The organism is Microbispora sp. H10830 (assembly GCF_014161375.1).
GTDB lineage: Bacteria > Actinomycetota > Actinomycetes > Streptosporangiales > Streptosporangiaceae > Microbispora > Microbispora catharanthi.
Window position 1 is genome coordinate 286951 of record NZ_JABBWX010000011.1, and the last position, 21760, is coordinate 308710.

Below are 21760 nucleotides of genomic sequence, written 5' to 3' on the forward strand. Positions count from 1 at the left end.
GTTCGGTTACCGGGCAGTAGAGATGCACTTTCCGGTGGGACGAGACAGGATGGAAGAAGACCGCAACGCCGCGATCAAGCGCTGACCGCATCGCAGCAGGCAACACAGACGTAACAGATCCGACGAGACAAAGTCCATTCTCGGAAGGCGAGACCCAGTGGCTTCCGGACGCCAGCGTTTTTCGATCATCAGTGACGGCCTACCCAGCCAGTTGCCTGATGTCGATCCGAGCGAGACCAACGAATGGCTCGAATCGCTCGACAACGTCATCAAGACCGAGGGCCGAACCCGGGCCCGCTACCTGATGCTCCGGCTGCTCGAGCGCGCCCGCGAACACCAGGTCGGGGTGCCCGGCCTGCGCAGCACGGACTACATCAACACCATCCCCCCGGAGCGCGAGCCCTGGTTCCCGGGAGACGAGTACGTCGAGCGCCGCATCCGTGCCTACATCCGCTGGAACGCGGCGGTGATGGTGACCCGTGCCAACGCGCGGACCAACGTCGGCGGCCACATCGCCACCTACGCGTCCGCGGCCTCGCTGTACGAGGTGGGCTTCAACCACTTCTTCCGCGGCAAGGACCACGGCGAGTCGGGTGACCAGATCTTCATCCAGGGCCACGCGGCGCCGGGCATCTACGCCCGGGCCTTCCTGGAGGGCCGCCTCGACGCGCCCCAGCTCGACGCGTTCCGTCAGGAGCTGTCCCACGGGATCAAGGGCCTGCCCTCCTACCCGCACCCCCGGCTGATGTCGGACTTCTGGGAGTTCCCCACGGTCTCCATGGGCCTCGGCCCGATCGGCGCGATCTACCAGGCGCGGTTCAACCGCTACCTGCTCAGCCGCAAGATCAAGGACACCAGCCGCAGCCACGTCTGGTGCTTCCTGGGCGACGGCGAGATGGACGAGCCCGAGTCGCTCGGCGCGATCGGCGTCGCGGCCCGCGAGGAGCTCGACAACCTCACCTTCGTGATCAACTGCAACCTGCAGCGGCTCGACGGCCCGGTGCGCGGCAACGGCAAGATCATCCAGGAGCTGGAGTCGTACTTCCGCGGCGCCGGCTGGAACGTGATCAAGGTCGTCTGGGGCCGTGACTGGGACCCGCTGCTCGCGGCCGACGTCGACGGCGTGCTGGTCAACCAGATGAACACGACGCCCGACGGACAGTTCCAGACCTACTCGGTCGAGTCGGGCGCGTACATCCGGGAGAACTTCTTCGGCGGCGACCCGCGCCTGCGCAAGATGGTCGAGCACATGTCGGACGACGACATCCGCAAGCTGTCGCGCGGCGGCCACGACTACCGCAAGGTGTACGCCGCGTTCAAGGCGGCCCGCGAGCACGTCGGCCAGCCGACCGTCATCCTGGCCCAGACGATCAAGGGCTGGACGCTCGGCAAGGACTTCGAGGCGCGCAACGCCACGCACCAGATGAAGAAGATGAGCAAGGCCGAGCTCAAGGAGTTCCGCGACCGGCTCTACCTGCCCATCCCGGACAAGGACCTCGAGGCCGACCTCCCGCCCTACTTCCACCCCGGCGAGGACAACGACGAGATCGCCTACATGAAGGAGCGCCGGGCGGCGCTCGGCGGCTACCTGCCCAAGCGGGTAGTACGCGCCAAGCCGCTCAAGCTCCCCGGCGACCCCGTCTACTCGGGCCTGCGCAAGGGCTCCGGCAAGCAGAACGTCGCCACCACCATGGCGTTCGTCCGCCTGCTGAAGGACCTCATGCGGGACAAGGAGATCGGCGCCAGGTTCGTGCCGATCATCCCGGACGAGGCCCGCACGTTCGGTGTGGACGCGATGTTCCCGACCGCCAAGATCTACTCGCCTCACGGGCAGACGTACGAGGCGGTCGACCGTGAGCTGCTGCTGTCGTACAAGGAGTCGACCGAGGGTCAGATCCTGCACGAGGGCATCAGCGAGGCCGGCTCGATGGGCTCGGTGCTCGCGGTCGGCACCTCGTATGCCACCCACGGCGAGCACATGATCCCGGTCTACATCTTCTACTCGATGTTCGGGTTCCAGCGGACCGCCGACCAGATGTGGCAGCTCGGCGACCAGATGGGCCGGGGCTTCCTGCTCGGCGCGACGGCCGGCCGCACCACGCTGAACGGCGAGGGCCTGCAGCACGAGGACGGCCACACCCCGCTGATCGCCTCGACCAACCCCGCCGCCGTTTCGTACGACCCGGCGTGGGCGTTCGAGATCGCGCACATCGTCAAGGACGGCCTGCGGAGGATGTACGGGGAGCAGCCCGAAGACGTCTTCTACTACCTGACCGTCTACAACGAGCCCTACCCGCAGCCGGCCGAGCCGGAGAACGTGGACGTGGAGGGCATCCTCAAGGGCCTCTACCTCTACGCCCCGGCGACGGGCGACGGGCCGAAGGCGAACATCCTGGTGTCCGGCGTCGCCGGCCCGTGGGCGCTGGAGGCACAGCGGATGCTGGCGGAGGACTGGGGCGTGTCGGCCTCGGTCTGGTCGGCCACCTCCTGGAGCGAGCTGCGCAGGAACGCCCTGGACGTCGAGGAGCACAACCTGCTCAACCCCGACGCCGAGCAGCGCGTGCCGTACGTGACCAGCAAGCTGACGGGTGTGCCGGGGCCCTTCGTGGGCGTCAGCGACTACATGCGCGCCGTCCCGGACCAGATCGCCCAGTGGGTGCCCGGTGACTGGACCTCGCTCGGCACCGACGGCTTCGGCCTGTCCGACACGCGTTCGGCGCTGCGCCGCCACTTCCACGTGGACGCGGCCTCGATCACACTGGCCGTGCTGACCCAGCTCGTGCGGCGCGGCGAGGTCAAGGCCGAGACGCTGCAGGAGGCCGTCGCCCGTTACCACCTCAAGAACGGGGTGACCGAGGTGTCGGCTCAGCAGACCCCGGAGACCAACGACACCCAGTCGATGGGCGTCTGATCCGCGGATCGTCCGGCGGCCCCCGTTCCGGCGGGGGCCGCCGTCGTCTCCCGCGCCCGCACCGCACCTGAGCGGCGCGAAAGCAACCTTGCAGTGCGGTACCGTCCGGTCCCAAGCCACCTCCAAGCAATAAACAAGACCGTTCCATCACGCTTGCTGCCGTGGATGGAAATCTCAGGAAATACTTCGGCAGACTGACCGGGGGGATGGCCGCGATGGCGGCCTTCGCCCTGCTCGTCGTGGCCGCTCCCGCTTCGGCGGACACCGGGGACGAGGTCCCCGTCGGCACCCGGCTGGCTGCTCGCACCCACCCGGCCGTGCAGCTCACGAGCATCACGTACTCGGGCGAGGTCGTCGTCCCGAGCAGCCAGGCCAAGCAGGCGGCCTGGGACCAGCTGACCAACGACGCCACCCAGGCCGTGCTCGCCGGCAAGATCCCCTCCGACGAGCGGAGCATCGCCAAGTTCCTCTTCCAGCGCGTGGCGGCCGACGTCGACCGGTACCTCCAGCCCGTCGGCCCGGAGCGCACCGTCAAGGCCCAGGTCGGCGGTATGTGCACGGGCTGGTGGGTGACCCCGGACGGCTACATGGTCACCGGCGCGCACTGCGTGCAGATGAGCGACGAGGAGCTGTCGCAGACCTTCGCGCAGCAGGCGCTGGAGAAGTTCAACAAGCAGGACGCGAAGGACATGATCAACGCCCTGCGGAACTTCGAGGCCGACAAGGAGATGATCGAGCTCGTCCAGCAGATCTACGTCACCTTCAACAGCACCCACCTGGAGATCCGCGGCCTGCAGAAGAGCCTGTCGGTCCTGCAGAGCCTGCCCGGCGGCGGTGTCGACAAGACGGCGAAGGAGGTCCCGGCCGAGCTGGTGTCGGTCGGTGAGAGCTACCCGGGCAAGGACTTCGCGCTGCTCAAGGTCAACGGCCAGCAGAACCTGCCGACCGTGCCGCTCGGCGACGACGCCGACGTGCAGACCGGCGACACGCTCTACATCAGCGGCTTTCCCGGCCTGGTGACCAACACGCCGTGGTTCAGCGTCGAGTCCAAGCTCGACCCCGCGCTCACCGAGGGGCCGTACAACGCCAAGCGCACGACGCAGGAAGGCGTGCCGTACATCCAGACGCAGGCGCCCTCCTACCACGGCAACTCCGGTGGTCCGGTCTTCAGCCGTGCGGGCAAGGTCGTCGGCATGCTGATCGCCGGCACCGTGAGCGAGAACGGCGAGGCGTCGGAGAACGAGAGCTTCGTGCTCCCGGTCTCGATCATCAAGGAGAAGCTCAACGAGAAGAACGTCAAGCCCGCCGCGTCGCTGACGACGACGAAGTACAACGAGGCGCTCGACGACTTCTTCCAGCGGCACTACAAGGACGCCCTGCCGAAGTTCCGCGAGGTGCAGGCGCTGTTCCCGAGCCACCCGTACGTCGCGAAGTACATCACCGACTCCCAGCAGGCGATCTCGTCCGGCAAGGACGAGACCCCGCAGCCGATGTGGCTGTGGATCGCCATCGGCGCCGGTGTCCTGATCGTGGTCGGCGGCGGTCTCCTGCTGCTGGTCCTCATGCGCAGGCGCAAGAAGGCCCCCTCCTCCCCGCAGGACCAGTCGCCCTCGCCGGCGTACGGCGGGCCCTACCCCGGGATCAACGGCGGCGGCTACCCGGCGCAGGTCGGCGGCGGCTATGACCGGCAGCCGGTGAACGGCCAGGTGCTGCCACAGGGCTGGCAGCCGCAGAGCCTGCCGCCGGCCAACGGCCACCAGCCCGGGCGGACGGCGGGAGGCTACGAGGCTCCGCGCCCGCGCGACTACGATCCCCAGCGGCCGGGCGGGGGCTACGATCCCCAGCGGCCCGACGGCGCGACGCAGTACGTGCGTCCCGCTCCCTCGCCCTATGGACAGCAGCGGCCGCAGGCCTCACCGGGCCAGGGCCCGGCCGACTCCAACGCCCCGGACGTCGCCGACCTGGAGCGGGAGATCGCCGAACTGCGCCGCCAGTTGCAGCACCGCCCGCCGGAGGCGTGACGAGACCCCGCCGCCGGCCGCCCGACACCGCCGCGGCACGCGTGGTGTCGCGCGTCCGGCCGCCTGACACCGCCACCTCACCGGAGGCGACGCACCGCCGGCCACCTGGCAGGCACCGCCACCGCATGCGTGGCGACGCGCCGCCGCCGGCCGCCCGTATCGGCACCTCGAACGGGCGGCCGGCGGACCCCACCCGACCGGCGGTGGCGGGGAACGGCCGTCCGAGCGCCCTGACGGCCCGGAGGGGAAGGGCCCGGGGGAAAGGCGCCGCAGGGGAAGCACGGGGGATCCCGGCGGGCGTTCGGACGGCCTGGGTACGCTCCGGCCGGTCAGGCACCGGCCGGAGCGAAGACGCCGAAGAGGTTGCCGGACGGGTCGTGGAGGTAGGCGAAGTCGGGACCGCTCTCGTTGCCCACGACTTGGCTGAGCACCTTGCCGCCCAGTGCCTCCACCTTCCGGCAGGTCTCGGCCACATCCCGCACCAGCACGGTGAAGACGGCGTGGCCGGGCATGTCGCCACGGGTGCCGAACACGCCGCCGCGCATCTCCTCGTCACCGGCGTAGCTGATGAGCCGGTAGTCGATACCCATGGCGGCCGAGTCCTCGTCGGTCCGGAACCGCCAGCCGAACAGGTCGCCGTAGAAGCGCTGGACCCCCTCGGGGTCGTCGCTCGCGATCTCGAACCAGGCGACCGTGTTGACGGCGGGGGCGGCGGGAGTGGTCATCGTCGGCCTCTTTCTCTGTTGCCTTGTATGCAGGCGCTCGCTCTCCTACGCGACGGCACCGGCAGACGGCGTGGCGAGCGGGGAAGGTGCTCGGTGGACCATGGCCGGTCCGTCGTGTGAGTAGAGCCTCCCGCCCTTCGGCGACACCCCCCTGTCGGCGTTTCCAGAAACTCGCGAACATTCTTTCGAATCAACGGTCAGTCGAGCACCGGCGTGCGTGCGATCATGTCGGGCACGCCGGCGTCGAACGCCTCCAGGGGCCGGCCGGGCACCGGATCCTCGGTGAGGACGGCATCGGCGATCCGGTCGAGCCGGAAGACGCGGACGGCGTCGCGCAGCCGGCACCAGGCCACCAGATACCACCACCCGCTCCGCCCGCCGACGAACGCCCCGGGCTCCACCTCCCTCGTCGTCAGCACGCCCTGCGCGTCGCTGTAGTGGATGCGTAGGACGACCCCCTTGAGCAGGGCCTCTTCGATGACCCTGCCGATCGACCCGGTGTATCGGGACTCCGGCTTGTCGTCGGTGAGGATCTGCACGCGGGCGGCCAGTTGCCGGGCCCGCTCCCCCTCGGGGCCGGGCATGGCGGCGACGAGCTTGCGCAGCGCGCTGCGCGCCTCGTCGGCGAAGGGCTGCTGTTCTGTGCGGCTGAGGGCGATCGCCACCGCCACGGCCTCAGCCGGGGTGAAGTTGAGCGGGGGCAGGGACATGCTCTTGTCCAGCGCGTACCCTCCCCTGCGCCCGACCTCCGCGTAGATGGGCACGCCGGCCTGCTGCAGCGCGGAGATGTCCCGCTCGATGGTCCGCGAGCTCACCTCGAAGCGCAGGGCGAGCTCACGCGCGGACCGGCAGCGCGGGGAGATCGCCCGCAGGTCCTCGACGATCGCATAGAGCCGGTCGGTACGGTTCACGCCGCAGAGGGTAGGCCACCCCACCGACATTTCTCGCTGACGCGTTCGACTCCCGCGCATCGGCGCACGTCAGAACGGGCACACCCGAGCGACGCCCGTCCACCCGGCTCACGGATTCGCGGGTCCTCACGACTCCGCCGCACCAGCCGCGTCCGGCCCCGGCCGTGCCGCCCGCGTTTCCGGTCGTACCCGCGCCGCCTCCCAGCGCCGCGGGGCGGCGACTCAGCCGCCGACGGCCTCGGCGAGCTCGGCCAGGCGGTCGCGGCCCGGCTCGGGGAAGCGCTCGTCCATGACCTCGGCCCAGGAGATCCGGTCGAGCCGGAAGACGCGCACGTCGTCGCGTAACCGGCACCAGGCCACCAGATACCAGTGCCCGCCCCGGCCACCCAGGCAGATGCTGGGCTCGACGTCCCTGACGGTGGGCACGCCCTTGCTGTTCACATACTCCAGGCGCAGCACGTGCCGCCCGCGCAGCGCCCTGTCGATGGCGCGTTTCACGGACTCGGGGCCCGCGAGCGCGTACCCGCCCTGGTCGAGCCGAATCGGGACACCGGCCTCCCGGAGCTTCGCGACGTCGCGCACGACGGTGCTCTTGCTGACCCCGAGGCGCGAGGCGAGCTCGCGGGCCGACAGGCATCCGGCGGATTCCAGCTCCTTCACCAGCGCGTCGCGGCGTTTCATGATTCGACGCTACGTCGATCAGTCCGGCGAAACCCGCCCAACACACCTCACTCGGGCGCCACAGCACTATCACCCCAAGTCCGCAGCAGTCCCCCAGGGGCGGGTGTTGCGGATGCGGTCGGGCGGTATCCCGCACAGGGCCGCGCGCTCGCACCCGAACCGCTGCCAGTCGAGCTGGCCGGGCGCGTGGGCGTCGGAGTCGATCGCGAACTCGCAGCCCATCTCGTACGCCAGCCGCATCAGGCGCTTGGGCGGGTCGAGCCGGTCGGGCCTCGAATTGATCTCCACCGCGACCCCGAACCTCCGGCACGCCTCGAAGACGATCTCGGCGTCGAACCGGGACTCCGGCCGCCCTCGTCCGCGCACGACCCGGCCGGTGCAGTGCCCGAGGACGTCCACGTTGGGGTCGGCCACCGCCGCGACCATCCGCCGGGTCATGTCCGCGGACTCCATCCGCAGCAGCGAGTGGACGCTCGCCACCACGACGTCGAGCCGTTCGAGCAGCTCCGGCTCCTGGTCGAGCGAGCCGTCGGTGGTGATGTCCACCTCGATGCCGGTCAGGATCCGGAACGGCGGGCCGCCGTCCCCCGCGTACCGCTCGTTGAGTTCGGCGACCACGTCGAGTTGCCGCCGCAGCCGGTCGGCGGACAGGCCGTGCGCGACGGTCAGCCGGGGCGAGTGGTCGGTCAGCGCCAGGTACTCGTGACCGAGCGCGCGGGCGGCGTCGGCCATCTCCGCGATGGGCGATCCGCCGTCCGACCAGTCGGAGTGGCTGTGGAAGTCGCCGCGCAGCGCCGACCGCAGCGCCTGCGCGGCCTCGTCGAGGTCGACGTCCTTGGTGTCCTCGAGCCGCCGCAGGTAGGTCGGCACGGCGCCGTCCAGCGCCTCGGTGACGGCCAGGGCCGTGACCTTGCCGATGCCCCGCATGTCGGTCAGGCCGCCGGTGCGCGCGAGCCGTACCAGCTCCTCCCGGGGCAGGTCCTCGATCGCGGCGGCGGCGCCCCGGAAGGCGCGCACGCGGTAGGTCGGCTCGCCGGCCCGTTCCAGCAGGAAGGCGATGCGCTTCAGTGCCTCGACGGGATCCACACCCGGGACGCTACCCGGCGTACGGCATCTCAGCCGGGCGGAGATAACAGACCGATCAGGAACCCCGCGGCTGCCTGTCCCGTTCGTCCAGCGAGACGATAATGTGTGCCGATCTCGACAGCAGGAGCCCGATTGGCAGAACCCGGGGAGAGCCCCCCACCGAAGACGACGCCACCCGGTGGCTCCTCATTGCCCACCCATCCCATGGCGATGGGCACGCCGCGGCCGGAGACGCCGCCGCCGTCGAGCGGCATCAAGTCCTCCACGGCGATCAAACTCGGCACCCTGGGCGTGCTGTCCGTCCTCGTCGTCGGCTTCTGCGCGGCGCAGGACGACTACGAGGAGGTCGGCGCCGACTGCGTGGACACCTCGACGCTCAATCCGGACGGGTCGTACGTGGTCGTCGACGACGACTACTGCGACGACGACGGCAGCGGTGGCAGCCACTACTACGGCTCGCACGGCGCGTACCGCTGGTACTACGGCGGCAGCCACGTGGGCGGCCGGGTCTACCACGGCACGACGGTCCGGCCGGCCGACGCCCAGATCACGACCCGGTCGGGGCGGGTCGTGCAGCGGGGCGGCTTCGGCTTCCACTTCGGCGGCGGCGGCTGAGCGGGGCCGGCACGTGCGCAGGCTGACCTCGGCGCCCAGGGAGAACTGGGCCGCCCTCATCGAGTCGCAGGGGCTCGCGTTCCATCGCTCCGCCCACCCCGAGGGCCTCACCCGGCCCTACTGGGACGAGAGCGTCCACTACGTCTTCACCATGGACGAGGTCCTCGCCCTGGAGGAGCAGGTCGAGGAGCTGCACCGGATGTGCCTGGCCGCGGCCGACCACATCGTGGCCTCCGGCAGGTTCGCCGACCTCGGCATCCCACCGCACTGCCGTGCGGCCGTCGCGGAGTCGTGGCGGCGGCGCGACCCGCACGTCTTCGGCAGGTTCGACCTGCGTTACGACGGCGCGGGACCGGCCAAGCTGCTGGAGTACAACGCCGACACGCCGACCAGCCTGGTCGAGAGCGCCGTCGTGCAGTGGTTCTGGCTGAAGGACGTGTATCCCGAAGACGACCAGTGGAACTCGATCCACGAGCGCCTTGTCGACCGCTGGAAGTCCCTCACGCTCCAGACGGGCCCGGCCCACTTCGCGTGGACCAGCGCCGACGAGACGGGCGAGGAGGCGATGACCATCGGCTACCTCCAGGAGACCGCGGAGCAGGCCGGGCTGGTCACGGCGGCGATCGCCATGGAGGACATCGGCTGGGACGCGCTCAACCACCGGTTCGTCGACATGGAGCACCGGGTCGTCCGCACGCTGTGCAAGCTGTATCCCTGGGAGTGGATCGTCGCGGAGCCGTTCGCGCCGCACGCGCTCGCGCAGCAGATCTCGATGACGTGGATCGAGCCGCTGTGGAAGATGCTGCTGTCCAACAAGGCTCTGCTGGCGATCCTGTGGGAGCTGTACCCGGGCCACCCGAACCTGCTGCCCGCCTACCTCGACGGTCCCCGCGAACTGGCCGGCGGCCCCGGATACGTGCGCAAGCCGCTGCTCGGCCGCGAGGGCGCCTCGATGCGGATCGCCGCGCCGGGCGTCGAGGTGGAGACCGAGGGCGACTACGGCAGGGAGGGCTTCGTCTACCAGGAGTTCCTGCCGTTGCCGGACTTCGACGGCTGGCGTCCGGTGCTCGGGGCGTGGATGGTCGACGAGGAGTCGGCCGGGCTCGGCATCCGGGAGACCTCCGGCCTCGTCACCGACGACACGTCCTCTTTCGTCCCCCACCGCATCCACGGCTGAAAGCGAAGGCCCCCCGTGAACACCACAACCTCCATCGCCGACGTGCTCACGCACGGCGCCCTGGCGATCCTCGCGTACGCCATCCTGGGCGTGCTGCTGCTCGTCGCCGGGTTCTACGTCATCGACCTGGCGACGCCCGGGCGGCTCAGCAAGGTCATCCGTACCGACCGCAATCCCAACGCCACGGTGCTGGCCGCCTCCAGCGTCGCCGGCGTCGGACTCGTGGTGGCGGCCTCCATCTGGTCGTCCGGCGGCGCGCTGCGCGAGGGCCTGCTCGCGACGCTCGTGTTCGGCCTGGTGGGCATCGCCGTGCAGACGCTCGGCATGGTGGCCTTCGACAAGGTCGCCGGCATCTCGGTGCGTGAGCTGGTCCGGGAGACCACGCTGCAGCCCGCCGCCGTCCTCCTCGGCGTGACGCACTTCTTCATCGGCCTCATCACGGCCGTCGCCGTCATCTGACCCGCCGACACCGGGGGACGCCCCGGGACGACGCCCGTGAAAGATTCATGGGCGCGCGTGAGGAGGCCCAGGTGGGAGCGTCGTACGTCCCATTAAGGCGTTTCCGGGGATACGCCCGTATAGACCGTTCCCGCCCGGAGGGCCTACTCTCCTCCTCGTGATCACGGGGACCGCGACGTCCGGGCAACCGGCGGAGGAGCCGCCCCGGAGAGGCAGCGACCCCGACGACACCCTGGAGGCAGCCGCCGTGGACGGAACGGCCGTCGCGGAGCCCGGAGACACCGCAGGCACCCGGGCAGCCGGCGAGGCGGAGCCTGGAGACACCGCCGGCGCCACGGCCGCCGTCGAACCGGAGGAACAGCCGGACGGCGCGGCGGCCCCGCACCCCGCCGCGCGGTTCCTGAGGTCCAACCGGCACCTGATCGCGGTGTCCGTGCTCTGCGCGCTGTCGTCGGCCCTGAACTGGACCCTCTCGCTGCTCAGGTTCGCCCACTTCCAGGTGGCCACCTACGACCTGGTCATCTTCGACCAGGCGGTGCGCGGATACTCACACTTCTCCGCGCCCACGGTGCCGCTGCGCGGGGTCACCGGCGGCTTCGGCATGGACTACATCCAGCTCGCCGACCACTTCTCGCCGATCCTGGCCGTGCTGGCACCCCTCTACTGGCTGCACAACGGGCCCGAGACGCTGCTCGTGGCGCAGGCCGTGCTGTTCGCCCTGGCCATCCCGTTCGTGTGGATGTTCACCCGCCGCGTGCTGGGCACGCCGCACGCCTACCTCGTCTCCGTGGCGTACGCCATCTCCTGGCCGGTCGCGCAGGCGACGGCGGTGGAGTTCCACGAGGTGGCCTTCGTGCCGCTGCTGAGCGCGATCGCCATCGAGCGGCTGCACGCCGGGCGGCGGCTGCCCGGCGTGCTCGCGGTGCTCGGCCTGCTGCTCACCAAGGAGGACCTGGGCCTCATGGTGGCGGGCATCGGCGTCTGGCTGTTCTTCACCGGGCAGCGCAGGCTCGGCGCCGGGCTGGCGTTCACCGGGGTGGCCGTGTTCGAGGTGGTGCGCAAGTTCGTGATCCCCCTGGCGGGCGGCAACCCGGCCTACTACACGCGTTACTCCAAGCTCGGCGAGGACCTGCCGCAGATGCTGTGGAGCGCCGTGACGCGGCCGCACGCGTTCGTGGCCATGCTCTTCGACGACCACTCGAAGTGGGACACCTGGGGCCTGCTGCTGTGGCCGGCGCTGTTCCTGTGCCTGCTGTCCCCGCTGGTCCTGGCGGCGCTGCCGCTCATCCTGGAGCGGCTGCTGGCCGACTCCGACAACTGGTGGTCGACCGGCTGGCACTACGACGCGTTCGTGGTGGTGATCCTGCTGATGGCCGGGGTGGACGGCGCGGCCCGGCTCATCCGGTGGCTGGAGCGGCGCGGGGTGCCGCGCCCCGGGCACGGCCTGCGGCTGGCCTACGCCGCCGCGGTCTTCGCGGTCGCTGTCACCACGGTTCCCTACCGGCCGTTCGACAACCTGATGAGCCCGGACTTCTACCACCCCGATCCGCGTACGGCGGCCAGGGAGCAGGCCATGAGCATGGTCCCCGACGGCGTGGTGGTGGAGGCGAGCGACGACTTCGGCGCGCGGCTGTCCGGCCGGACGACCGTGCTGTGGTGGGACTACCAGAAGCGGGGCACGCCCTGGATCGTGGCCTCGGTCAACAACGACCTGCGCGGCGTGGTGAACAGCTACCTGACCGAGGGCTACGAGCTTCGCCTCGACCGGGAGGACATCGTCGTCCTTCACCGCATCGGCGCCTGAGGCCGCGGGCCGCCGTTCCGACCTGCGGCGACACCCTCCACACCCCCGTACGGCACGATCACCGGGATGACCTGGCACGCTAGAGGGCGTGAGCGAGCGGGGCGCGTGGAACGGCGGACAGGTGCGTACGGACGGGCAGAGCGACGACGTCGTCCGGATGGCCGGAGACGGTGTGCCGATGAGCGACAAGATCCGGGAAGACACGGCGCGGCGGCTCGACCGGGCCATGGGCAGTCTCGGAACGGCCGCGATGGCCCGGATGGAGGAGCGGCTGGCCTGGTATCGCGCGCTGTCGGCGGAGGACAGGTCGTGGGTCGGCCTGGTGGCACAGGCCGGCATCGCGGCGTTCGTCGAGTGGTTCGGCCACGCGGGCGAGGGGCGGCCGACGCCGAGCATCGAGTTCTTCGGCACCGCGCCGCGCGAGCTCAAGCGCAGCGTGTCGCTCCAGCAGACGGTCGACCTCGTCCGCATCGTCGTCGAGGTCGTCGAGGCCCAGGTCGAGGAGCTGGCCGCGCCCGGCGGCGCGGAGTTGCTGCGGCACGCGATGCTGCGCTACACGCGCGACGTCGCCTTCGCCGCCGCCCAGGTGTACGCCAGGGAGGCCGAGGCGCGCGGCTCGTGGGACGCGCGGCTGGAGGCGCTGATCGTGGACGCGCTGGTGCGCGGCCAGGTCGACGACGGGCTGCACTCGTGGGCCGCCGCGCTCGGCTGGACCTCCGCGCCCGTCGTCGTCTTCGCCGGGTACGCCCCCGACGAGGACCCGCAGAGCGTCATCGACGGGCTGCGCGACAAGGGGCGGCGCCTCGGCCACGAGCTGCTCGCCGGGGTGCAGGGCGACCGGCTCATCGTCATCGTGGGCGGCGCGGACGGCGTCAAGGACGCGGCCCGCGGCGTGGTGGCGCGCTTCGGCCCCGGGCCCGTCGTGATCGGGCCGGAGGTGCCCGACCTGCATGCGGCGGCCAGCTCGGCCCGCGCCGCCATCGCCGGTCTGCGCGCCGCGGCCGGCTGGCCCGACGCCCCGCGCCCGGTCCTCGCCGAGGACCTGCTCGCCGAGCGCGCGCTGGACGGTGACGAGGACGCCAGGGCCCAGCTGGTGGAGAACGTCTACAAGCCGCTCGCCGGGACTCCGCTGCTCGACACGCTCGCGACGTACCTGGAGCAGGGAACCTCCCTTGAGGCGACGGCCCGGCTGCTGTTCGTCCATCCCAACACCGTGCGGTACCGTCTACGTAAGATCACGGAACTGACCGGGTACCAGCCCACGGAGGGGCGGTCCGCATTCACCCTCCAGGTGGGTCTCATACTCGGGCGCCTGTCCGTAACCTGAGCCGGGTGCCTTAATCTTCTCGACACCGAAACTGTAGGTACCCCACAACGCGGCGGCCACAAAGTTCGTTCGGATCTCCATCGGTGTGGTGAACCTCTACAGGGCAGGGTTGAGTACGTGCTCGTCATCGTCGCTCCGGGCCAAGGCGCCCAAACCCCAGGATTCCTCAGTCCGTGGCTCGAGATACCCGAGTTCCGCGACCGAATCTCCGCGTGGTCGGAGATCGTGGAGCTCGATCTCGTGACGTACGGGACGACCGCCGGCGGCGACGAGATCCGCGACACCGCCGTGGCCCAGCCCCTGCTTGTGGCGGCCGCCCTGGCGTCGTTCGAGACTCTCGGGGTCCGGCCGGACATGGTCGCGGGGCACAGCGTGGGCGAACTCGCCGCCGCCGCGATGGCCGGGGTGCTGACCCCCGAGCAGGCCCTCGCCCTGGTGCGCGAGCGCGGCCGGGCGATGGCCAAGGCCGCCGCCGTCACCGAGACCGGCATGAGCGCCGTGCTCGGCGGCGCGGAGGAGGACGTCCTCGCCGCGATCTCCAAGCACGGACTGACCCCCGCCAACATGAACGGCGCGGGCCAGATCGTCGCGGGCGGCACTCGGGCGCAGCTGGAGGCCTTCGCGGCCGAGCCGCCGGAGAAGGCGCGGGTGCGCTCCCTGGCGGTCGCCGGAGCCTTCCACACCGTCCACATGGCCCCCGCCGTCGACCATCTGCGCGCCGAGGCCGCGGCCCTCACCCCCGCGGACCCGTCGGTCACGCTGCTGTCCAACTCCGACGGCGCGGCCGTCGCAGGAGGAGGCGAGTTCCTCGACCGGCTGGTCAATCAGGTCGCCAACCCGGTCCGGTGGGACGCCTGCATGGCGACGATGGCCGAGCGCGGCGTCACCGCCATGATCGAGCTGCTGCCCGGCGGCACGCTGACGGGCCTGGCCCGTCGGGCCCTGCCCGGGGTGAAGACAGTGGCGCTCAAGACCCCTGCCGACCTGGACACCGCACGGGAGGTGCTGAAGTGAGGCTCGGTCAAGGCGCCCCTGCGGCGAGGATTCTCGCGTTCGGCGGCTACCAGCCCGCCCAGGTCGTGACCAACGACGACCTCGCCGCCCGGCTCGACACCAACGACGAGTGGATCCAGAGCCGCGTCGGCATCAAGGAACGCCGCGTGGCGGGCCCGCAGGAGTCGGAGATCGACCTCGCGGTGCAGGCCGGCGGCAAGGCCCTGGCGGCCAGCGGCCTGTCCAGCGACGACATCGACCTGGTGATCGTGGCGACCTGCACGATCGAGGCCCCGATTCCCAACGCCGCCGGCCGCGTCGCCCACCGGCTCGGCATCACCGCCCCCGGCGCCTTCGACCTCAACGCCGCGTGCGCGGGGTTCTGCTACGCGCTGGCCGCCGCGTCCGACGCGGTGCGGTCGGGCTCGGCGACCAACGTGCTGGTCGTCGGCAGCGAGAAGCTCACCCAGTGGGTCGACGGCGAAGACCGGTCGACCGCCGTGATCTTCGCCGACGGCGCGGGCGCCGCGGTCGTGGGCCCCTCCGACCGGCCCGGCATCGGCCCGGTGGCCTGGGGCAGCGCCGGCGACAAGGCCGAGGCAATCATGATCAAGGACCGTCAGTCCTTCCTCTACCAGGAAGGCCAGACGGTGTTCCGCTGGGCCACCACCGCGCTTCACCCGGTGGCCAAGCTCGCCTGCGAGCGTGCGGGCGTGGACCCCGCCGACCTGGCCGCCTTCGTTCCCCACCAGGCGAACCTGCGGATCGTCGAGGCCATCGCGCGCAAGCTGGGCGCCGACAACGCCGTCGTCGCCAGGGACATCGTGCTCGCCGGCAACACCTCCGCCGCGTCGATCCCGCTCGCGCTCTCGCGCATGATCGAGCGCGGCGAGGTCCAGTCGGGCGGCCTGGCCCTGCTGCTGGGCTTCGGCGCCGGCCTCACCTACGCCTCCCAGGTGATCGAGATCCCCTGAGGAACTTGTACGGCCTGCCGTACAGAGCTGGGGCAACCCAGGAAACCCGGAAGACAGTAAATCCAAGGAGTAGTCGCGACATGGCACTGACCGAGCAGGAGATCCTCGCGGGCCTCGGCAAGATCATCAACGAGATCACCGGCATTTCGGCCGACGAGGTCACCCCGGAGAAGAGCTTCGTGGACGACCTGGACATCGACTCGCTCTCCATGGTCGAGATCGCCGTCGCGGCCCAGGACGAGTTCGGCGTCGAGATCCCCGACGACCAGCTCAAGCACCTGAAGACCGTCAAGGACGTCATCAACTTCATCCAGGCCTGACCTTCGCCGTACGACGGTCGCGCGGACGTGCCCGCCCCCGCCTCCGGCGAGGCGACAGGGCGCGTCCGGCCCCCTTTCACGCCCTGATTACCAAGAGGAGTGCAGACAAGTGAGTAAGGACCGGGTACGTGTCGTAGTCACCGGGCTCGGCGCGACGACGCCCCTCGGTGGAGACGTCGCATCGACCTGGTCGGCGCTCCTCGAGGGGCGGTCGGGCATCCGCACGCTCACCGAGGACTGGGTCGACACCGTGCCGGTGAAGTTCGCCGGTGTGGCGGCCGTCGACCCCGGCGAGGTGCTTCCCCGGCCCGAGGCCAGGAGGCTCGACCGCGCCGAGCAGTTCGCCCTGATCGCCGCCAGGCAGGCCTGGCAGGACGCGGGCGCCCCCGAGGTGGACGGCGACCGTCTGGGCGTGGTGGTCGGCAGCGGCATCGGCGGAATCGGAACGATCCTTTCCGCCTACGACCTCTACCGGGAGAAGGGCTGGAACCGGCTGTCGCCGTTCACCGTGCCCATGCTCATGCCCAACGGTTCGGCCGGCTGGATCAGCATCGAGCTGGGCGCCAAGGCCGGCGCGCACGCCACGGTCAGCGCCTGCGCCACCGGCGCCGAGTCCATCGGCTACGGCATCGACATGATCCGCTCCGGCCGGGCCGACATGGTGGTCGCCGGCGGCACCGAGGCGGCGATCCACGGCCTGAACGTGGCGTCGTTCGCCGCGGCGCGGGCCATGTCGACCCGCAACGACGAGCCCGAGCGCGCCTCCCGCCCGTTCGACAAGGGCCGCGACGGCTTCGTGCTCGGCGAGGGCGCGGGCATCGTGGTGCTGGAGTCGGAGGAGCACGCCCTGGCTCGCGGCGCCCGCATCTACGCCGTGGCCGCCGGAGCCGGTTACACCAGCGACGCCTTCCACATCACCGGGCTGGACCCGGACGGCAAGGGCGGCACGGAGGCCATGCTCCGGGCCCTCAAGAACGCGGACCTCGCCCCGTCGGACGTCGTCCACGTCAACGCCCACGCCACATCGACCCCGCTCGGCGACGAGATCGAGGCCCGTGCGATCAAGGAGGCCATCGGCGACCACGCGATCGTCACCGCCACCAAGTCGATGACCGGCCACCTCCTCGGCGGCGCCGGCGGCATCGAGTCGATCTTCACCATTCTCGCCCTGCACGAGCGGATCGTGCCGGCCATCGCGAACCTGGACGACCCGGCCGACGGCATCGAAGTCGACCTCGTACGCGGCGAACCCCGCAAGCTCGAGGGCGACCAGCTCGCCGCGATCAACAACTCCTTCGGGTTCGGCGGACACAACGTCGCCGTGGCCTTCACGACGGTTTGACAAGGGAGTCTCGAATGACAGTGCTGGACAGCAGGACGGTGGCCGATGCCGCCGGAGCGGCCGCCGTCGACCATCGTGACCCCCTGGTGCGCCTCGGCCACCTGCTGGACGAGGGCTCGATCCGGCCGATCAGCCCCGAGGACAAGAGCGGCGTGCGTGCGGTGACCGGGCGCATCGAAGGTGTGCCGGTCGTGGCGTTCTGCAGCGATGCCCAGGTCCAGGGCGGCGCGATGGGCGCGGAGGGCTGTGAGCACATCGTCCACGCCTACGACGTGGCCGTGCGCGAGCGGGTGCCGATCATCGGCCTCTGGCACTGCGGCGGCGCCCGCCTGGCCGAGGGCGTGGAGTCGCTGCACGCCGTGGGCCGCGTGTTCGCCGCCATGACCAAGGCGTCGGGCCTGGTCCCGCAGATCTCCGTCGTCGTCGGCCCGGCGGCCGGCGGCGCCGCGTACGGCCCGGCCCTGACCGACATCGTGATCCTGGCCGACCAGGGCCGCATCTTCGTCACCGGCCCCGACGTCGTCCGCAGCGTCACCGGCGAGCAGATCGACATGGCCGCCCTCGGCGGTCCGGAGCCGCACAGCAAGCGCAGCGGCGTCGTCCACGTCGTCACCAAGGACGAGCCCGAGGCGATGCTGCGGGCCCGCCAGCTCGCCTGCCTGCTCGGCCACCAGGGCCGGGTGCGCGGCGAGGTGGACGAGGTCGACTTCAGCGACCTGCTCCCCGACAACCCCCGCCGCGCCTACGACGTGCATCCGCTGGTGAACGGGCTGCTCGACGAGCCCGGCGTGGAGCTGCACCCCAAGTGGGCGCCGAACATCGTCACCACCCTGGGCCGCTTCGGCGGCCGCACGGTCGGCGTCATCGCCAACAACCCGATGCGGCTCGGCGGCTGCCTCGACTCCGCCTCGGCCGAGAAGGCCGCCCGGTTCGTCCGGATGTGTGATGCCTTCGGGGTGCCGCTGGTGGTGCTCGTGGACGTGCCGGGCTACCTCCCCGGCGTCGGCCAGGAGCACGACGGGGTCGTCCGGCGGGGCGCGAAGCTGCTGCACGCGTTCGCCGAGGCGTCCGTGCCCCGCGTCACGCTGATCACCCGCAAGGCGTACGGCGGCGCGTACATCGCGATGAACTCCCGCTCGCTCGGCGCGACCCGGGTGTTCGCCTGGCCGTCCATCGAGGTGGCGGTCATGGGTGCGGTCGCCGCGGTGCGCATCCTCAAGCGGCGCGAGCTCGCCGCCGCCCCGGAGGAGGAGCGCTCCGCGCTCGAGGCCCGGCTCGCCGAGGAGCACGAGAAGGCGGCGGGCGGCCTCCAGCGCGCCCTCGACCTCGGCGTGATCGACGAGGTGATCGAGCCGGCCAAGACGCGCGGCGCGATCGCCCGGGTGCTCGCCCAGGCCACCCCGGCCCGGGGGGCCCACGGCAACATCCCGCTCTGACGACGCACTGAAGGCGCCGGTCCCCGCATCCGGGGGCCGGCGCTTTCGTATCGTGGAGCTGGGCGTCACCCATATCGACACCAGCGACTTCTACGGCCCGCACGTCGCCAACGACCTGATCAGGCAGGCCCTGCACCCTTATCCTGACGATTTGGTCATCGCCACCAAGGTCGGCGTGGTCCGCGACGAGTGGCGCGGTTTCGAGGCCGCCGCGGAGCCGGAGCGGCTGCGCGAACAGGTCGAGGAGGAGAACATGGCCGCGGCCCGGTTGTGCCTGTCCCCCGAGGACATCGCCGTCCTGGACGGGCTCGCCTGAGCCGTCGCCCGCCCGGCCTCCACGGGTGGGGACCGGGCGGACGCGGAGGAGGTCAGGACGTGAGCTGGGGAAGCTCCAGGTAGGACTTGCCGCGGACGAACCACTGGAAGTCGGCCGCGTTCTTGCCGCTCGGCGAGGGCAGCCCGGCCCGCAGGTTCACGGCCGTGTTGACCAGGCCCCAGTTGAGGCCGCAGCCCGACGCCTTCGGCACGGCGAACGTCGTGTCCTTGGCCGCGACCTTGAAGACCGGCGTCCCGTCGATGGACGTCAGGTCCAGCGAGGTGACCTCGGGGTTCAGCACGATCGGAGCGGCGTCGCTCCCGATGTAGCACTTCTTGCCGAGCAGCGAGTGAATCATGCGGATCTTGATGCCGACGTTTGTCGGGAAGATCGGGCCGGCCTCGACCTTCCCGGTGCCCTGGGTCTCCACGTACACGTCGGTGAGCTTGGGCACCTCGAACGGCTTGCCGATGAGGCCGCCGGGCACCTTCATCCGGCCGCCGGCGACGCTGCCGAACGCTGCCGCCGTGCTGCCGTCGGCGAGCTTGCCCTGTGCGACGGTGATCCGCAGCGGCTCGCTGATGTCCTGGGTGATCGAGCCGAGCTTGATCGAGCCGCCCACGGTGATGATGAAGATGCAACTCCAGGTGTCGGGCGTGGCACCGGCCGGAAGCCGTGGGCAGTCGGCCCAGTCGGCGTCGCTCGGGTGGTAGTCGTAGGCGGCGGCCGCGTGGGCGGGCGCCGCCGAGCCGGCCAGCAGCGCCGCCGCCGCCACGCCGATCGCCAGGCGCCGGGCAAGAACGCTCATGGACTCCTCCTCGGGTCCGCGTCGGGGGGTGCGGACGTGGATGAGTCCCGGTATATCTGCGAAAAAGACGACTTTCTATGTCGCTTTCACAAGGCGCAAGGGCGGATTGTTATCACCATCCGCATAAAAAGGCGTCAGACGGCCGCGTGCAGCCAGCGCACCGGCGCGCCCTCGCCCGCGTACCGGAACGACTCCAGCTCCTCGTCCCACTGCTTGCCCAGCAGGCGGTCGAGCTCCTCCTCGAGGACGACCCGGCCCTGGGCGGCCATCAGCATCACGTTGCGTAGCCGGTCCTCGGGGATCAGGATGTCCCCGTTCGCGCCGACGACCGCCGTGAAGGCGCCCAGCGTCGGTGTGTAGGCGTGCCGGGAGCCGTCCACGCCCGGCGAGGCGTCCTCGGTTATCTCGAAGCGGATGCGCTGCCAGCCCATGAGTGAGGACGTGATCGCCGCCGCCGTGCCGGGACGCCCCTCCCACTCGGCCTGGGCCCGCAGGGTCCCGGGCGCGGCGGGCTGGGCGGTCCACGTCAGGTCGACGGGAACGCCAAGAACGCCTGCGACGGCCCACTCGATGTGCGGGCACAGCGCAGGCTGAGCCGAGTGGACGTACAGGACGCCACGAGCAGCAGCCACCGGACCTCCCAATTCGCATGAGGTGCGCCTTCCCCAACGGCCTCACACTTGGAATGATCACGGTTGGATGACTGTAGGAGAGACTACCGTCCGTCGCAGCCTGGCACCAGAGGGGGGTCATACCGATTGGCGCTTGGCGACCAACTGAATCGGGAAGGACGCGTTCCGTAACCATCACGGAAAGGCTCCCCGATGCGCAGCCGGCTCGTCGAACCCCTCCCGGGACGGCCCGTTCTCATCCGGCCGGACGAACTCCTGACCTCCTCCCCCGCCGCCGTCGCCCGGTGGGCCCTGGGCTCCGAGCCCCTTCCGGGTGCCGGCCGCGTCCATCGCGTACGGCTGCCGCCGGGCACCGACGTGATCGACCTGACGGCCACGCTCCGCGACCGCGGGCACGCCGCTTCCCCCAACCACGTCCTGTCCGGCCAGCCGCTGTTCTTCGGCGGGCCCGGGGGACCGCCCCTGCCGGCGGCGGCGCCGCCGTACGAGCCGGGTGAGCCCGGCGAGGTCACCGTGGCGGTCCTCGACACCGGCCTGGCGCCGCACCCCTGGCTGGCGCGGTGGTACAGCGACGACATCGCCGAGACGCCCGACGCGGACGGCGACGGCGCGCGCGACCGGCAGGCGGGGCACGGCACGTTCGTGGCCGGGCTGATCCAGCGGCACGCGCCCGGCGTCCGGCTGCGCGTCCTGCGCTTTCTCGACAGCGACGGCGTGAGCGACGAGGCGGCGCTGCTGCGCGCGCTCGCCGCGCTGCGCGGCGACCGGGCCGACGTGGTGAACCTCTCCTTCGGCGGGCACACCTTCGACGACGCGCCGCCCCTCGGGCTGGCCGAAGCGCTCGCGGGCTTCCCCGCCGTCGTCGCGTGCGCGGGCAACACCGCGTCGTCGCGTCCCTTCTGGCCCGCGGCCCTGCCCGGTGTGGTCGCGGTCGGCGCGCTCGACGGCGACGTCAGGGCCGGTTTCTCCGCCTACGGCCCCTGGGTGGACGTCTGGGCCCCGGGCGTCGGCCTGGCCAGCAGCTTCCTCGATTTCGGCGACTTCCACGGCTACGCCACCTGGAGCGGCACCTCGTTCGCCGCCGCCGTCGTCACCGGCGCACTCGCCCGCCTGTGCCGGGAGGTCCCGCCGGGCCGGGCCGTACGGCGCCTGCTCGACGGCGGCCGGCGGATCGCGGATCTCGGGGTGGTCGTGACGAGCGGAGATCGATAGGGTTCCTGTC

Annotated in this window: 20 protein-coding genes; 14 read left to right on the forward strand and 6 right to left on the reverse strand. The window is 71.1% G+C overall.

Translation table 11 applies throughout. The features are described 5' to 3' along the window. The first annotated feature begins 157 nt into the window (after positions 1-157). Positions 158-2911, forward strand: coding sequence for a pyruvate dehydrogenase (acetyl-transferring), homodimeric type (aceE, locus tag HHX35_RS27305; RefSeq protein WP_182901561.1), 2754 nt, complete (start codon positions 158-160; stop codon positions 2909-2911). A 161-nt stretch (positions 2912-3072) separates the two neighbouring features. Continuing rightward, the gene (locus tag HHX35_RS27310) at positions 3073-4932 is read left to right on the forward strand and encodes a trypsin-like peptidase domain-containing protein (protein WP_310739334.1); all 1860 of its coding nucleotides are present in this window, start codon (positions 3073-3075) and stop codon (positions 4930-4932) included. Between the two features lie 329 nt (positions 4933-5261). On the opposite strand, the gene HHX35_RS27315 is transcribed toward HHX35_RS27310, so the two are convergent. From HHX35_RS27315 to HHX35_RS27330, 4 genes are all read right to left on the reverse strand, one after another. Next, positions 5262-5657 (reverse strand): VOC family protein, encoded by a 396-nt coding sequence (locus HHX35_RS27315; RefSeq protein WP_139576416.1) that lies wholly within the window; start codon positions 5655-5657, stop codon positions 5262-5264. 197 nt (positions 5658-5854) lie between these two features. Then, positions 5855-6568 carry a YafY family protein gene (locus HHX35_RS27320; protein ID WP_182901562.1) on the reverse strand — a complete coding sequence of 238 codons (714 nt, stop codon included), beginning with the start codon at positions 6566-6568 and terminating at the stop codon, positions 5855-5857. A 222-nt stretch (positions 6569-6790) separates the two neighbouring features. Beyond that, positions 6791-7249: a YafY family protein gene (locus tag HHX35_RS27325; RefSeq protein WP_182901563.1), complete on the reverse strand. Its 459-nt coding sequence runs from the start codon at positions 7247-7249 to the stop codon at positions 6791-6793. A gap of 69 nt (positions 7250-7318) precedes the next feature. Next, positions 7319-8335 (reverse strand): PHP domain-containing protein, encoded by a 1017-nt coding sequence (locus HHX35_RS27330; RefSeq protein WP_182901564.1) that lies wholly within the window; start codon positions 8333-8335, stop codon positions 7319-7321. A gap of 210 nt (positions 8336-8545) precedes the next feature. On the opposite strand from HHX35_RS27330, the gene HHX35_RS42745 reads away from it, so the two are divergent. The 11 genes from HHX35_RS42745 to HHX35_RS43825 all read left to right on the forward strand — a co-directional run bounded on the left by HHX35_RS42745 (position 8546) and on the right by HHX35_RS43825 (position 19098). Beyond that, positions 8546-8950, forward strand: coding sequence for a hypothetical protein (locus HHX35_RS42745; RefSeq protein WP_259405429.1), 405 nt, complete (start codon positions 8546-8548; stop codon positions 8948-8950). A gap of 13 nt (positions 8951-8963) precedes the next feature. Beyond that, complete coding sequence (locus tag HHX35_RS42750) at positions 8964-10127, forward strand: glutathionylspermidine synthase family protein (RefSeq protein WP_310739335.1); 1164 nt, start codon at positions 8964-8966, stop codon at positions 10125-10127. 15 nt (positions 10128-10142) lie between these two features. Next, positions 10143-10586, forward strand: coding sequence for a DUF350 domain-containing protein (locus HHX35_RS27340; RefSeq protein WP_182901566.1), 444 nt, complete (start codon positions 10143-10145; stop codon positions 10584-10586). A gap of 157 nt (positions 10587-10743) precedes the next feature. Continuing rightward, positions 10744-12390 carry a DUF2079 domain-containing protein gene (locus tag HHX35_RS27345; RefSeq protein WP_182901567.1) on the forward strand — a complete coding sequence of 549 codons (1647 nt, stop codon included), beginning with the start codon at positions 10744-10746 and terminating at the stop codon, positions 12388-12390. 157 nt (positions 12391-12547) lie between these two features. Next, a complete protein-coding gene (locus HHX35_RS27350) occupies positions 12548-13717 on the forward strand; it encodes a CdaR family transcriptional regulator (protein ID WP_139576453.1) in 1170 nt (389 codons plus the stop codon). A 117-nt stretch (positions 13718-13834) separates the two neighbouring features. Further along, positions 13835-14731, forward strand: coding sequence for an ACP S-malonyltransferase (locus HHX35_RS27355; RefSeq protein WP_182901568.1), 897 nt, complete (start codon positions 13835-13837; stop codon positions 14729-14731). After that, the gene (locus tag HHX35_RS27360) at positions 14728-15684 is read left to right on the forward strand and encodes a beta-ketoacyl-ACP synthase III (RefSeq protein ID WP_139576408.1); all 957 of its coding nucleotides are present in this window, start codon (positions 14728-14730) and stop codon (positions 15682-15684) included. The genes HHX35_RS27355 and HHX35_RS27360 overlap by 4 nt, the downstream gene beginning before the upstream one ends. Before the next feature lie 80 nt (positions 15685-15764). After that, positions 15765-16004 (forward strand): acyl carrier protein, encoded by a 240-nt coding sequence (locus HHX35_RS27365; RefSeq protein ID WP_079320816.1) that lies wholly within the window; start codon positions 15765-15767, stop codon positions 16002-16004. 109 nt (positions 16005-16113) lie between these two features. After that, positions 16114-17346 (forward strand): beta-ketoacyl-ACP synthase II, encoded by a 1233-nt coding sequence (fabF, locus tag HHX35_RS27370; RefSeq protein ID WP_182901569.1) that lies wholly within the window; start codon positions 16114-16116, stop codon positions 17344-17346. A 14-nt stretch (positions 17347-17360) separates the two neighbouring features. After that, entirely contained in the window at positions 17361-18782 is a 1422-nt protein-coding gene (locus HHX35_RS27375; protein ID WP_182901570.1) for an acyl-CoA carboxylase subunit beta, read from the forward strand. Between the two features lie 52 nt (positions 18783-18834). Then, the gene (locus tag HHX35_RS43825; RefSeq protein WP_396780921.1) at positions 18835-19098 is read left to right on the forward strand and encodes an aldo/keto reductase; all 264 of its coding nucleotides are present in this window, start codon (positions 18835-18837) and stop codon (positions 19096-19098) included. A 52-nt stretch (positions 19099-19150) separates the two neighbouring features. On the opposite strand, the gene HHX35_RS27385 is transcribed toward HHX35_RS43825, so the two are convergent. Together HHX35_RS27385 and HHX35_RS27390 are read right to left on the reverse strand one after the other, a co-directional pair. Next, positions 19151-19906: a hypothetical protein gene (locus tag HHX35_RS27385; RefSeq protein WP_139576402.1), complete on the reverse strand. Its 756-nt coding sequence runs from the start codon at positions 19904-19906 to the stop codon at positions 19151-19153. A gap of 134 nt (positions 19907-20040) precedes the next feature. Beyond that, positions 20041-20538 (reverse strand): DUF3145 domain-containing protein, encoded by a 498-nt coding sequence (locus HHX35_RS27390; RefSeq protein ID WP_179155579.1) that lies wholly within the window; start codon positions 20536-20538, stop codon positions 20041-20043. A gap of 192 nt (positions 20539-20730) precedes the next feature. Here HHX35_RS27390 and HHX35_RS27395 point away from each other — a divergent pair, with 192 nt between their 5' ends. Continuing rightward, positions 20731-21750, forward strand: a complete 1020-nt coding sequence (locus tag HHX35_RS27395; protein WP_182901571.1) for a S8/S53 family peptidase — start codon at positions 20731-20733, stop codon at positions 21748-21750. Positions 21751-21760: the final 10 nt, after the last annotated feature.